The organism is Sinosporangium siamense, from assembly GCF_016863435.1.
Lineage (GTDB): Bacteria > Actinomycetota > Actinomycetes > Streptosporangiales > Streptosporangiaceae > Sinosporangium > Sinosporangium siamense.
Genome location: NZ_BOOW01000008.1, coordinates 154143 through 167020 on the forward strand (window position 1 = coordinate 154143; position 12878 = coordinate 167020).

At 69.7% G+C, this 12878-nt stretch carries 11 protein-coding genes and 1 riboswitch; of the genes, 5 read left to right on the forward strand and 6 right to left on the reverse strand.

The features are described from left to right. Positions 1-35 precede the first annotated feature (35 nt). The gene (locus Ssi02_RS06975) at positions 36-1016 is read left to right on the forward strand and encodes an NAD(P)/FAD-dependent oxidoreductase (RefSeq protein ID WP_204022337.1); all 981 of its coding nucleotides are present in this window, start codon (positions 36-38) and stop codon (positions 1014-1016) included. Here the strand turns inward: Ssi02_RS06975 and Ssi02_RS06980 are convergent. Further along, on the reverse strand, positions 912-1619 hold the full coding sequence (locus Ssi02_RS06980) for an alpha/beta fold hydrolase (RefSeq protein ID WP_204022339.1): 708 nt from the start codon (positions 1617-1619) through the stop codon (positions 912-914). The two genes, Ssi02_RS06975 and Ssi02_RS06980, sit on opposite strands and share 105 nt — an antisense overlap. 552 nt (positions 1620-2171) lie before the next feature. Here Ssi02_RS06980 and Ssi02_RS06985 point away from each other — a divergent pair. Beyond that, a complete protein-coding gene (locus tag Ssi02_RS06985) occupies positions 2172-2906 on the forward strand; it encodes a CHAP domain-containing protein (protein ID WP_204022341.1) in 735 nt (244 codons plus the stop codon). Between the two features lie 144 nt (positions 2907-3050). Here the strand turns inward: Ssi02_RS06985 and Ssi02_RS06990 are convergent, their stop codons facing one another. The 4 genes from Ssi02_RS06990 to metE all read right to left on the reverse strand — a co-directional run bounded on the left by Ssi02_RS06990 (position 3051) and on the right by metE (position 7842). Then, positions 3051-3953, reverse strand: a complete 903-nt coding sequence (locus Ssi02_RS06990; RefSeq protein WP_204022342.1) for a F510_1955 family glycosylhydrolase — start codon at positions 3951-3953, stop codon at positions 3051-3053. Between the two features lie 263 nt (positions 3954-4216). After that, entirely contained in the window at positions 4217-4906 is a 690-nt protein-coding gene (gene cas6 / locus Ssi02_RS06995; RefSeq protein WP_204022344.1) for a CRISPR-associated endoribonuclease Cas6, read from the reverse strand. A gap of 368 nt (positions 4907-5274) precedes the next feature. Beyond that, positions 5275-5433, reverse strand: a complete 159-nt coding sequence (locus Ssi02_RS07000; RefSeq protein WP_204022347.1) for a hypothetical protein — start codon at positions 5431-5433, stop codon at positions 5275-5277. Positions 5434-5598: 165 nt separating this feature from the next. Beyond that, positions 5599-7842 (reverse strand): 5-methyltetrahydropteroyltriglutamate--homocysteine S-methyltransferase, encoded by a 2244-nt coding sequence (metE, locus tag Ssi02_RS07005; RefSeq protein WP_204022349.1) that lies wholly within the window; start codon positions 7840-7842, stop codon positions 5599-5601. A 156-nt stretch (positions 7843-7998) separates the two neighbouring features. Further along, positions 7999-8250, reverse strand: a riboswitch (cobalamin riboswitch). 168 nt (positions 8251-8418) lie between these two features. On the opposite strand from metE, the gene paaC reads away from it, so the two are divergent. Next, positions 8419-9285: a 1,2-phenylacetyl-CoA epoxidase subunit PaaC gene (gene paaC / locus Ssi02_RS07010; RefSeq protein WP_204022351.1), complete on the forward strand. Its 867-nt coding sequence runs from the start codon at positions 8419-8421 to the stop codon at positions 9283-9285. A 130-nt stretch (positions 9286-9415) separates the two neighbouring features. Further along, positions 9416-10537, forward strand: a complete 1122-nt coding sequence (locus tag Ssi02_RS07015) for a hypothetical protein (RefSeq protein ID WP_204022354.1) — start codon at positions 9416-9418, stop codon at positions 10535-10537. A 23-nt stretch (positions 10538-10560) separates the two neighbouring features. Here Ssi02_RS07015 and Ssi02_RS07020 read toward each other — a convergent pair whose 3' ends face one another. Further along, complete coding sequence (locus Ssi02_RS07020; protein WP_204022357.1) at positions 10561-10995, reverse strand: hypothetical protein; 435 nt, start codon at positions 10993-10995, stop codon at positions 10561-10563. 399 nt (positions 10996-11394) lie between these two features. Here Ssi02_RS07020 and Ssi02_RS07025 point away from each other — a divergent pair, with 399 nt between their 5' ends. After that, positions 11395-12609 (forward strand): type 1 glutamine amidotransferase family protein, encoded by a 1215-nt coding sequence (locus Ssi02_RS07025; RefSeq protein ID WP_204022360.1) that lies wholly within the window; start codon positions 11395-11397, stop codon positions 12607-12609. The last annotated feature ends 269 nt before the right edge of the window (positions 12610-12878 follow it).

Genomic DNA, 12878 nt, shown 5'->3' on the forward strand with positions numbered 1-12878 from the left:
AGGGTTGAATGGGAGTGACGACGAGGAGCCTGAAGGTGTTCGATATCGCGATCGTCGGTGGCGGGCCCGCGGGGCTGACGGCGGCGATGACGTTGAGCAGGTCGCGGTTCCGCGTGGTGGTGGTCGAGTCGCCGGCGCCGCCGCGCAACGCCATGTCTCATGGCATGCACGGACTGGTGGGGATGGACGGAGTGTCCCCGGGGGAATACCGCGCCCGAGCCTGGGCCGATCTCGATAAGTACGGCATGGCTGTGCGCCGGGCGGTCACCGCGGCGGAGATCGTGGAGCGGGACGGCGGGTTTGTCATCGCGTGTGAGGACGGTGACCGGATCGGGGCCGGGCGTGTGCTGCTCGCGACCGGGATGGTGGACGTCTTCCCCGAGGTGGACGGATTCCGGGAATGCTGGGGGAAGACCGTGATCCACTGCCCCCTCTGTGTGGGGTGGGAGAACGCCGGCCGCTCCTGGGGTGTGGTGGTGTCGACCGCGGAGCAGGCGAGAGCGGCGGCGGCGAGGTTCGCCCCGTGGAGCCGTGACGTCGTCGTCTTCGGCGACGGGACGCTCACCGGCGCCCGCGACCTCGGCGTCGAGGTGGTGCCCGGCCCCATCGCGCGGCTGCACCATGCCGGCGGCGACCTGCGCGCCGTCGAGCTGGCGGACGGCAGGGTGGTGCCGCGCGGCACGTTGTTCTGGCGCCCCCGGCAGCGGCAGGTCCCCGTGGTGGAGCGCCTCGGCCCGGTGCTCGACGAGCACGGGTTCGTGAAGGTCGACCAGGAGCAGCGCACCAGCGTGCCCGGTGTCTTCGCGGCGGGCGACCTCACGACCGACTGGCAGACGGTGGTGACCGCCGTGCACGCAGGCGCCTCGGCGGCCTACTGGGTGCAGAAGGACATGCGAGGGTCTTACGCCGCTCTAGGCGAAGGCCAGCCGGTTGAGCACGTCGGCGAGTTCGCGCGGGCAGGCGGCGAAGACGCTGTGTCCGCAGTTGAGAAAGGCGCGCGTCACGGTGTCGCCTAGCCGGGCGACATAACGCCGCTGGGCGCGCATGGGCACGATGCGGTCTCTGGTGGTGTGCACATAGGACAGCCGCACGCCTTCTGTGAACCTCGTCCGCACCGGCGTGGACAACACCGAGGACCGCTCGGGGACGAGCCCGGCGAGCAGGCTGCGCCGGGCCGACCTGTCGATGTCGTGGAAAAGCAGCATCTTGGCGAGCAGGCGGGGGAGCATGACCTCGTCCCGCCTGCGCAGCATCACCTCCCGCAGCCGGGCGAGAGGCGACGGGAGGGTGTCGAGGTAGGACTGCCCGTTGCGGGGCACCACCCCGGCGACCAGCACGAGGTCGCGCACCCGCCCCGGCACACGTTTGGCGAGGTCGAGCACGCTGAGCCCGCCGAGGCAGTGGGCCACGACCATCGCGCGCTTGAGGTCGTGCCGTTTGACGGTGTCTGCCACCGTCGCCGCCCAGCCCTCCAGGGAGACGAGCCGGTTGAGCCGCGCTCCGGCCCGCCCGGGCAGATCGACCGCGACCGCGGGGAGCCTCAGGTGGGGGATCACAGGGTTCCAGCATGAGCTGTTGTGCATGGCTCCGTGGACCAGCACGATTCCATCAGCGGTCATATCCAGCCAATCGTACGGCGGGGGCCGCCCATGGCCATTTCCGACACGCGGGCCGCACTCTCTGTAGGTAAGGCTAACCTCATCCGGAGTCGGCCCGTCACCACGGTGCGTTCCGATGAAGCTTGCCCGACCTTGCGGTACTCCGGCGTCGTTTAGTCATTTTTGGTGGTTCCCGCCCGCGGTCGCGCTTCCGTGATTACAGTCAATTGTTATCGGTCGGCGATCTCCGTGAGACCTTGGCGCAGGTGTCGCGTGGGTCACATCCGCCTCACGTGCCTCGTGAGACGGCTGTGCTCAGGCGGCATGTGGGTGTGCCGCGGTCTTCCGGACGCACGCCGCCGTTCACCGGGTTCTCGCGGTCAGGGGTGAACCGAGAGGACGGTTTCCGGTTTCTCGTTGGGGTTAAGCCTTGCTGCCGCATGCCCGCATGCCGGTCCGCCAAAGCGGACCTCGCCGGGCCGGCGGAAGGCGCGTGCCGGGGAAACGCCGCGATGGTGCGGCGGCGCCGTGCGCACATGCTGGTCGAGGCCTGGTGAGGAGACCGCGCAGCCTATGGATCCGATTGCGGAGAGCCTGCTCGAAGCCATACGGCCGGAGCTTGGGTATCGGGAGAAGGCAGGACAGTTCACGAAGTTCGGTGAGTGGTACGCGGCCAACATAGACATCCACCCGAAGTATCGGAACGCGCCCTGGTGTGACATGTTCCTCGCCTGGGCCGCGGACAAGGCGGGGGTGGCCGACGTTGTGGGCCAGTTCGCCTGGACCCCGTCGCACGCGATGTGGTTCAAGAAGCAGAACGCCTGGACGCACCACCCTGAACCTGGTGCTTTGGTCTTCTATGACTGGTCCGGCGGCTCCAAGATCGGCGACATCGACCACGTCGGCGTCGTGGAAAAGGTCAAGAACGGAAAGATCCACACTATCGAGGCGAACGTCGACGGAGTGTGGCTCAAACGCAAGGTGCGGGACGAGGAACACGTGGTGGGATACGGCGTGCCCCGCAAGGTCAAGGAGCACATCGACGACGTCCGCACCACCCTGATCACTCTGCGGGCCGACAGTGACGCCGCGCAGGCCGCGCAGGCCGCCCAGGCCGCCACCGCGCACGCTTCCGGCCTGGGCATCCCGCTGACCCCGCAGACCACGGCGGTGGCAGCCGGGGTGCTCGCCGTGCTTGTCGGCGCGGTCATCGTGCTGAGACAGGTGCGCGGCGGGCGCACCCCCGGCCGCCACAGACGGGACGGCAAGCACAAACATCCGGGCGGGCAGGGACCACTCGCGATATGAGCGTCGGTGGGAGCGGTATCCACACAACCGGGAGCGCTGTCGACGCCCCCGTGAGCCGGTGTGCCCCGGTGAGGCCGTCTCCTCTCCGGCGTGACCGCTCGTTGGAGACGGCAGGCGTGATGAACGCCCCGGCTACCCGGGGGGTCAGTGTGAGGCGTTCGCCGGTTGGAAGACCACCGTGAAGGTGCGGCCGCCGTCGGTGGACTCGACGGCGGTGCCGTCCTGGAGGGCGGCGAGAAGGCGTTTGGGGTCCGTGGCGTTGAGGGCGGACGGAGGCGCGGGGAGGCGGCCGAGTTCGGTCCAGGTGCGGCCGGCGTCCTGGCTGGTGTGGAGCCGCCCGTCCTCGGCGGCGCCGATGAGCGTGTCCTTGGCGGGGGCGTCGGCGAGCACGATCGGGGGTGCCCCGTCGAGCGGGGTGAAGCTCTCCCCGCCGTCGGTGCTCCGCGCCAGGCCCTCGGCTGTGGTGGCGTAGACACGGAGCGGCTCGCCGGCGTGCGCGGCCAGGTCGGCGATCTGGGCCTGGGCGCCGAGTTTCCAGGTGCGGCCCTCGTCGCCGCTTCGCCGTACCCTGCTCGTCTGACTGTCGTAGGCGTAGAGCTCCGTGCCCGCGGGTTGCAGTGAGTGGAAGTCGGCGGTGCCCTCGTCGGAGACGGTGGTCCAGGTGACGCCCGCGTCGGTGCTGCGGATCAGCCCGAGGTGGGGGGCCTTCCCGGCCTGCATGTCGGGCATGGAGGGGTGTCCGCTGGCGAGGAAGGTCTTGGGGCCGAGGATCGTGAAGCCCATGTTGTCCTGGATGCGCCCGGCGACCCGCACGGCGTCGGTCTTCGAGGTCACCTTGAACAGGCCGTAGTGCCCGGCGATGTAAAGGGCGCCGTCACCCGGGTCGACGGAGAGTGCGTGCACGTGACCGATGCCCGGGTCCTCCGAACCCACGGGGGTGGGAGCGTCGGCCGAGGTGGTCTGGGTGCCCGCGCACCCCGCGGCGAGAACCAGCGCGGACACGGCCAGTGCCGCGGTCGCGGCCCTTCCGGGACGGGTGGCAACCATGGGCGGCCCTCACAGCTCGACGTGGTCTCTCGCGGGCGGTCGCCCGACCATACCACTATGCACGATCGTAGGTGCGATCTGCTTTCCGGGACCGTGCAGGCCGCGCCCACCGGGCTGACGAGCCCGGTGGGCGCGGCCTTCGACCGCCTCAGCGTAGGGGGGCTCACTATAGGCGGTCGTAGTGTGAGGGTCCTCCGGCCCCGCCCGGGTCGAGAGTCCGCTCCCCCGAGAGCGAAGCGCGGCCTGGAGGCCCCGTCACCGCGTCAGCGCAGCCAGCCGAACCCCTGGTTTGTCGCCAGCCCGATGCCCCCCTGATAACAGGCATCCAGCAGGGACGGAGCCGCCGCCACGCGGAGCCGTACGGTGGCCCCGATGCGAAGTGCCCCTTGCACCTCGAACCTCCGCCGGGGGCCCGAGTCGACGATCTCCACCTCGACCTCGCGCGGCAGGCCGAGGATCTCGGCCTTGTGGCGCAGGTTGTGCACGAGGCGCTCGCCGTACATCCGGTCTCCCGGTAACAGGTAGAGGTCGTGCTGTTTGACCAGAACGGGGGAGACCGAGGTGAATTCCGCGCTGCCGCCGGAGTGGTCGGGCGTGGCCTCCAGTTGCACGCCCTTGACCCGCAGTGCCACCTGTCCCCAGTGCAGTTCGCGACGTCCGGCGAGTCCGGCGAGCAGGCATGCGGCGATCTGGGGGATGGGGGAGCCCAGCCAGAGGGCGCCGGTGTCGGATGTCATGTAGGCGCCTTTGGTCCTGCGTGTTCCGGTGAACAGCGGTGGGGAGACCCCGAGTGGCCGGGGTGGTGTGCCGCCCCATCCGTGATCGTGGAGTTGGGCCGCAAGGTCGGCGTCCTGGCCCCTGATGAGGTTGTAGACCACCGTCCTTGCGGGACCGTGGACATCCGGCCACGCCATCCTGGTGTGACCCGCCGCGATATCGACGCGGAACCGCATGATCAACTCCCGTTAATGACCTCCAACAGCGTGAAAGCAACATTTATCAGCTGTGCACGCACGTTGGCGATGTTTCGGAAAACCCGTCTATAACATATACGGAATAAACGGGAAAGGTTATTTACTGATTTTGGGGTGGGTGGACAAGCGGTGGGGGATTAGGTGGTAAGTGTCCATTAATGAGGTGCAGTGTCCACTTGGTGGGCTCTATTGAAGGGGGGTAGAGATGTGCGGCCTGTTCCGTCAAGCAATATGATGAATGCTCACGTATAACGGGCCTCGTCGTGAAATTTCCGGTGTTTGTCGCGCTTAAGCTTGTCGCTGGCTAGAGGGCGGTTGATATCCGATATCTAGCGCGCGATGTGGCGTCAGCCGAGGTTCAACCGGCACACCCAGGGACCTGCGGAGGCCGCGTCCGCCTGTGTCAGGTGGCTGAGCGCGAAGATCCCGGCGGCTAGTGCGACGACGGCCAGACCGGTCGTGACGGCGCGCCGGGTGGTCCACGGTGTGCGGGGGCCTGCGTTCACGGTGCCCTTCCTCGGAGTAGGCCGGGTAGAGATCACCTATAGCATCACCGCCGGTCACTGAAAGTAAGCTTATGTGCGCGGCGTGTCGCGAAGACATGAGGAGGCCCGCACCCCCGAAACGGACGGATGCGGGCCTCCTACGTGTTCAGTACACGCTCAGAGCCGTTAAACCAGGGAGGTGCGCACCCTGCGGGCCGCCTCCACCATGTTGGCCAGGCTCTTCTCCACCTCGGCATAGCCGCGGGTCTTCAGCCCGCAGTCCGGGTTGACCCACAGCAGCGCCGGGGCCACCGATTCACTCGCCTTGCGGAGAGCGCGCTCCATCTCCTCGACCGACGGCACCCGCGGCGAGTGGATGTCGTACACCCCCGGCCCGATGCCGCGCCCGTATCCCGCCGCGCGCAGGTCGTCGAGCAACTCCAGGTGAGATCGGGCCGCCTCGACGCTCGTGACGTCGGCGTCCAGGTCGCCGATCGCCCCGATGATCTCGCCGAACTCCGAATAGCACATGTGGGTGTGGATCTGCGTGGTGTCGGCCGCGCCACCCGTGGCGAGGCGGAAGGCCGCCACCGCCCACGACAGGTAGGCCTCCCGGTCGCCCCGGCGCAGCGGCAGCAGCTCGCGCAACGCCGGCTCGTCCACCTGGATCACCCGGATGCCCGCGGCCTCCAGGTCGGTGACCTCGTCCCGCAGGGCCAGCGCCACCTGCCGCGCGGTGTCGGCGAGCGGCTGGTCGTCCCGGACGAACGACCACGCCAGCATGGTCACAGGACCGGTCAGCATGCCCTTGACGGGCTTGCCGGTGCGCGACTGCGCATAGGTGGCCCACGGCAGCGTCATCGGCTCGGGCCGGGACACGTCGCCGAACAGGATGGGCGGCCGCACGCAGCGCGAGCCGTACGACTGCACCCAGCCGAATTCGGTCACCGCGAACCCGTCGAGCAGCTCCGCGAAATATTGCACCATGTCGTTGCGCTCGGGCTCCCCGTGCACGAGCACGTCCAGGCCGAGCCGCTCCTGGAGCGCGATCACCCGGTCGATCTCCTCCCGGTTCGACTTCACGTAGGTGTCGTGGCCGATCACCCCCTTGCGCAGGTCGGCGCGGGCCCGCCGCACCTCCGGCGTCTGCGGGAACGATCCGATCGTGGTGCTCGCCAGAGGCGGCAGGCCGAGCGCCTCCTTCTGCACGGCGAGCCGCACCGCGTGCGGGCTCCGCGTCTCGCCCGTCCCGAGCTCCGCGAGCCGGGCACGCACCCGCTCGTTGGCCGGCGGCGCGGCGAGTACGGCACCGCCCTCGGTGCCGATCACCTCGTGCCCTTCGCGGAGCGCCCGGCCGAGCAGCACCACCTCGGCGACCTTCTCCCGGGCGAACGCCAGCCGCCCGCGCAGCCCGCCGTCGAGGCCGGTCTCGGCCGACAGGTCCAGCGGCACGTGCAGCAGCGAGCACGACGTGCCGACGACGAGCCGGTCGGTCAGCCCGGACAGCGACGCGCACGTGGACAGGGCGCGGGACAGGTCGGCGCGCCAGACGTTGCGCCCGTCCACCACCCCGGCCACCAGCGTCTTGTCCTTAAGGCCGCCCAGCGAGGCAAGGGCGTGCACGTTGCCGGGGCCGGCCACGAAGTCGAGGGCGATGCTCTCGACCTTGGCCGCCGCGAGCACGGGCAGCGCCTCGCCGATCTCTCCGAAGTAGGTCGCCACCAGCAGGCGTGGCCGGTTCGTCAGCCCGCCGAGGGTGTCGTAGGCGCGGCGCAGTGCCGCGAGGTCGGCCCCGGTGCGGTCGCCGGCCAGGGCGGGCTCGTCGAGCTGGACCTCGGTGACCCCCGCTCCGGCCAGCCGTTCGAGCAGCTCGGCGTAGACGTCGAGCAGGGCGGGCAGCAGGTCGAGCGGGGAGAACCCGGGCTCGGTGGACTTGGCCAGCAGCAGGTAGGACAGGGGCCCCACCAGCACCGGGCGGGTCTCCAGGCCGAGGGCGCGGGCCTCGCCGTATTCCGCGACGGGTTTGCCGAAGTCGAGGCGGAACCTCGTGTGCGGCCCGAGCTCGGGCACCAGGTAGTGGTAGTTGGTGTCGAACCACTTGGTCATCTCCAGCGGCGGCACCCCCTCGGCCCCGCGCGCCATCGCGAAGTAGCGGTCGACGCCGGTGAGGCCGGCGAAGCGCTCCGGGATCGCGCCGACCATGACCGTGGTGTCGAGCACCTGGTCGTAGAGCGAGAACGTGTTGGACGGGATGCCGTCGAGGCCGGCCTCGGACAGCTCCCGCCACACCTCGGTGCGCAGGGACGCGGTGGTGCGCGCGAGTTCGGCGGCGTCGATCTCGCCCGCCCAGTAGCGCTCCGTCGCCCATTTCAGCTCGCGGCGCGGGCCGATGCGGGGGTAGCCCAGGATCGTGGTGGTGACCTTGTGCATGGCGGTCCTTCCCTCGTGTCATGCCATGGGAGGCCATGGGCACACGGGGACCGCGCACGCGTGCGCCGCCGCTGACCAAAGGAGACGCCTCTCCCACGGCACGGCTGCGCCCGGTCGCCGGTCCTCCCGCGAGACCACGGACCCACCGCGCGCCGGGAGGCGCGCGGGCAACTGGCAGGTCTTCGGACTCGCGGGCTTACCCTCCCCCTCGAGATGGGGAGGGTTTTCCTAGTGGCCGTCGCTTCCCGGACGTGAGTCCAGTGCGTGTGACGGCGGTCGTTCCCGCTCACCGCTGCGGGGCAGTCCCGGAATTGGCGGACGCGCATATGCGTCTTTTGCCGCACCGGGTTCCCTCTTACGACGCCGGATGCACGTGGCACCAGGCGAACCAGCCGCATCCGGCAGCATATACGGCCCCTCAGGGCTTGCATCCGCGGGGAAACCCAGCAAGCTATGCCGTATGGGGTCAAAAGATGGCTTCATCACACTGGGACCCACAAGGACGATTCCCGAGGGATACTGGTAGTGGGGCTCGGATTCCTGGCGAGACTAACCTTGCGGGAGGAGCGATAGGCCATGCCATCTGACAACGCCTACGACGCGGGCGCCCACGCGGGCGACGGCGAGTGGGCGTTCGAAACCCGGTTCAACGACCCATTTCGCGGCATCGACACCACCATTCCAGCCGGTGTGGACGGCATGGACCTGGCGGTCTACTGCCTCATGCTCGGCGACGACGCGCTGATCATGTCCAATCGGCTGCAACAGTGGTGCACCAGAGCGCCCGAGCTTGAGGACGAGGTAGCGATCGCGCATATCGCACTTGACCTTCTCGGCCAGGCGCGCATGTTGCTCTCCCGCGCCGGCCAGGTCGACGGCTCCGGCCGCGACGAAGATGATTTGGCCTATTTCCGAGAGGAGCATGAGTTCCGCAATGTGCGGCTCGTCGAGGTGGCGAGCGCCGACTTCAGCGAGCTCATGGCCCGTCTGCTCGTCTTCTCCGTCTGGCGGCTCGCCATGCTCCACCGCCTGGCGGTCTCCCTCGACCCCGTCCTCGCCACCCTCGCCACCCGCGGGCTCAAGGAGGTCGCCTACCATCGGGCCTACTCCGCGGGCTGGGTCGTACGGCTCGGCGACGGCAGCCCATACTCCCGGGAACGCGCCCAAAGCGCCCTGGAAACCGTCTGGCCACTGGTCGACGAGCTCTTCACCACCCACGACGTCGAGCGCCTGGCCGCGGACAACCGCACCGGCGTCGACCCCTGCGACCTGCGCAACGAATTCGACCTGGTCATCGGCCAGATCCTCCGCACCGCCACCCTCGTGGTCCCCGATGTCGTGAGTCTCAGCGGCATCGGCGGGAGATACGGCGTGCACACCAAGGCCATGGGGCCGCTCCTGGCGGAGTTCCAGAGCGTGGCCCGCGACGAGTCCTCCCCATAACCCGACGACCACTCAACCCGAGACCCGATAGCCCGACGACCCAACCGTCCCTCCAACCCGGTCACGCGGCGGGTCCGTACGGTGACCCGCCGGGGCCGAAACTGTCGTAGGCATATGCGATCTTTCGTGCATGGCCTGGTTTGTATATCGGAGTCCCTATGAGGGGCCGCTGGGCAAGCGGGTCCGGCGGTTGCCCGACGCCTCTGTGCTCGATTGGTTCCGCCGCGGTTTCGAGATGGCGGGGGATGTGCTCGCCGATATCGACGACTGGATCGAGTCCGAGCTCAACGGAGATGTCTACGGTCTTTCCTCCCTCTTCGAAGCGGCGCGCGCACACCGGCTTTCCGCGCCCGCCGGCTGGGACGAGCTGGGTGAGGTGCTGGAGGAGCATCTTTATTTCGAGAGGGAGGTCCGGGTGGACCCGGCCGCCGTCCGGGTCTTCACCGACGACGACGAGGTCCAGGTCGCTTATTTCTTCTTTGACGACTCCTTTGTGGAAGTGCACCCAGACTGGGTAGATTTCCAGCTATGGGAAAGGGAGCGGCTGCCCGATATCCCTGTCATCGAGGAAATCCGGGAAAACGAGGAAGTGTCCCTCCCCGCCCATGTGTCGCAACTGCTCCATCAGTTCCGGCAACCTCTTCAGGCCCGCCCTTTCACCCCTCTGGACCCCGTTCACGAGCTGGCGCTTCCACCTTCCGCGGCCGAGGGTGTGACCTACGTCGTGGTGCAGCAGCCGGATGGGCAGTGCCTTCGGTACCTCCGGCCCGTGGCGATCACGGGGGCGCGTGTCCCCGACCTCGCCGACCGCCTCCGCGAGCCCAGCGACGAGTGGGACGGCGTCCTCGGTCTGCTGCGTGCCCTGCTGGCCCCGGACGAGCGTGAACTCGGGCCGGCGCTGCACCGCTGCAACCGGTGGCCGTGGTCGGAGACCGGGCCGGAGACCGGCGGCCTGGCGGGCGAGCACGCCGCCGTGCACGAGAGGGCCATGGCCCGCCTGGATTCCGGGGAGGCCTCTCCCGCGCCCCTCGACCCCTACACCGAGGGCCGTGACCCGGCCAAGACGGTGGTCCACACCACCTCGCACATGGTGCAGATGTCGATCCACGTCAGCGGCATCTTCGGCTATGAGCAGTGGTTCCTGTTCGACGACCTGTGGGCCGCCGCCCACGTGTCCCTCGCCCGCTCCCTGCTGCGCTACGGCACCGCCTGGGATCCGCTGGAGGCGAAGACCGCCCTCTTCAAGCCCTGACGGCCCGCGCACGCCCTCCGCCCCTACGGGACGATCTCCCCCGCGGGCGCGTGGGAGGCGCGGGCCAGGGCCGCCGCCACCAGGGGTTCGCGGGCCAGGGCGGCGCGCACGACGTCGTCGGTGGCCTGGAGGAAGGCCAGGTGCCTGATCGCGTGAGTGGCCACGTGGTCCCAGCGCAGGTCGGCGGGGGCAGGGTCGCACGGCTGCGCGCCGCGGGCGAGCGCCGGCGTCGTGAGGCGCGTCGCGGGGAGCTCCGGCCGCGGATCGGGGCACACGGCGAAGGTCAGCACGACTTGCCCCTCGGGGAGATAGCGCCAGCTGGTGGAGTGCACCACCGCGTCGGGCCCGGCGCCGCCGGTCAGCCGCCTGGCCGCCGCCGACGGGCTCTCGCCGGCACCGGGCACCGTGTGCAGCCGGCGATAGGACCAGATCCCCATCGCGTCGGCGCGCAGCGCCATCACCTCCACGGCGACGGGGGCCGGAGGGGACCCAAGACTGGATGCTTGTCGGTGGGTGGTCGGCACTGAGATCCCCGTGGTCGGTGAGCACGATGGTGTTTCCGCTGCGAACAGTATGCAGGAGCGTTCATCTGGCAGGAGCGGCCGGCCCGCGGCGTACACCTCGGCCGGCCCGCGGCATACACCTCGGCCGTCGCCGGCGGCACGGCGCCGTTCCGCCGAACAGGCCGGGAACGCCAAGAACTCTGGCACATACGCCGCGATCGCCGCCGGAAACCCCTGGGAAAGCCAGAGAAAGCGGGCCGGCCGGGCGGAGATGTGAAGCGTTGGTAACCGGGGAGAGCCTTGCCTCGGCGTGGTTTCCGTGGTGGCTTGGGGGAGGGCACAGGGGAGAGGTGAGTGGCGGTGGCGGGTGGCCCGGGGCTGCTGGTGCTCATGGGGTCGGGGGAGACGTCTCCCACCATGGTCGGGGTGCATCGCACGGTGGTCGGCAGGCTGCCCAGGCGGCCGGGCGCGCTGCTGCTCGACACCCCTTACGCGTTCCAGGAGAACGCCAAGGACATCTCCGCGCGGGCACGGCACTACTTCGCCCGCAGCGTCGGCCTCGTGGTCGACGTCATGGCGGAGGACGCCGCCTGGCGGCTGCGTGAGGCCGACTGGGTGTTCTCGGGTCCTGGCAGCCCGACCTACGCGATGGAGCGCTGGAAGGCCGCGAGCGTGGCAGGCGAGCTGCGCGAGCGCATCGCCGCGGGCCGAGGGGTGACGGTGCTCGCCTCGGCGGCGGCGTGCACGGCGGGGCTCGCCACGGTGCCGGTCTACGAGATCTACAAGGTGGGGTCCGCGCCTTACTGGGCGCCGGGGCTCGACCTGCTCGGCGAGATCGGCCTGCGGGCCGTGGTGATCCCGCACTACGACAACACCGAGGGCGGCACCCACGACACACGTTTCTGTTATCTCGGCGAACGCCGCCTGGCCGCGATGGAGGCCGAGTTGCCTGACGCCGCGGCGATCCTGGGGGTGGACGAGCACACGGCGGTGGTGCTGGACTTCGCCGAGGGCACGGCCGAGGTGATGGGCCGCGGCGGGCTCACCATACGCCGCCGGGAGGGCCAGACGGTCCTGCCCCACGGCACCCTGCTCACCTTGGCCGGCCTGCGGGCGCTGGCGGACGGCTCGGGCGCGCCGGACGTGACCCTGCGGCCGGTCCACCGCGGCGAGCGTGAGCCGCGGGCCACCCTGGCCGAGGTGCTCAAGAGCTGCGAGGGCCGGTTCGACACGGCCCTGCGCGGCCGCGACCCCGAGGGGATGACGGGGGCGGTGCTCGACCTGGAGAACGAGATCGCGACCTGGGCGGCGGACACCGAGGAGGACGACGGAGGCGTCGACCAGGCCCGCGACGTCCTGCGCCACCTGATCGCCCGGATGGGCCGCACCTGCGACCCCCGCGACCGCCGCGAGCGCCTCACCCCGGTCGCCGACCCCATGATCGCGCTGCGCGCGAGGCTGCGGGCTCACGGCGATTACCGTACGGCTGACGCCGTACGCGCGGCCTTGTCCGCGATCGGGGTGGTGGTTCACGACACCGCCGACGGGCCGCGCTGGTCGGTGCGCTGATTCCCCTCCCTGCTCCCGCGACGAGATTCCCCTCCCTGCCCCCACGACGAGCGGATTTTCCGGCAAAGCGTGTCCAGGCCGCGTCGAAAGATCTTGCGGGTGATCCCAAGGGGGATTCACGGCTTGACCGGTCGGTCAGGCGGGGGGCGTGTTCTGGGGAAATGGGGGAGATGTAGGGAATGCGTCAACGCCGGGGGAGTGGGCGTATGGAAGCCGTCAAGAAGCCAGATATAGCGAAATTTCTCCGCTTTGCTGCTCTCAGAGTCGCC

Excerpts from the sequence above, each read along its gene's own strand:
- Ssi02_RS06980 (WP_204022339.1), bottom strand. The coding sequence starts at position 1,619 with ATGACCGCTGATGGAATCGTGCTGGTCCACGGAGCCATGCACAACAGC.
- Ssi02_RS06985 (WP_204022341.1), top strand. The coding sequence starts at position 2,172 with ATGGATCCGATTGCGGAGAGCCTGCTCGAAGCCATACGGCCGGAGCTT.
- Ssi02_RS06990 (WP_204022342.1), bottom strand. The coding sequence starts at position 3,953 with ATGGTTGCCACCCGTCCCGGAAGGGCCGCGACCGCGGCACTGGCCGTG.
- cas6 (WP_204022344.1), bottom strand. The coding sequence starts at position 4,906 with ATGCGGTTCCGCGTCGATATCGCGGCGGGTCACACCAGGATGGCGTGG.
- metE (WP_204022349.1), bottom strand. The coding sequence starts at position 7,842 with ATGCACAAGGTCACCACCACGATCCTGGGCTACCCCCGCATCGGCCCG.
- paaC (WP_204022351.1), top strand. The coding sequence starts at position 8,419 with ATGCCATCTGACAACGCCTACGACGCGGGCGCCCACGCGGGCGACGGC.
- Ssi02_RS07015 (WP_204022354.1), top strand. The coding sequence starts at position 9,416 with ATGGCCTGGTTTGTATATCGGAGTCCCTATGAGGGGCCGCTGGGCAAG.
- Ssi02_RS07020 (WP_204022357.1), bottom strand. The coding sequence starts at position 10,995 with ATGGCGCTGCGCGCCGACGCGATGGGGATCTGGTCCTATCGCCGGCTG.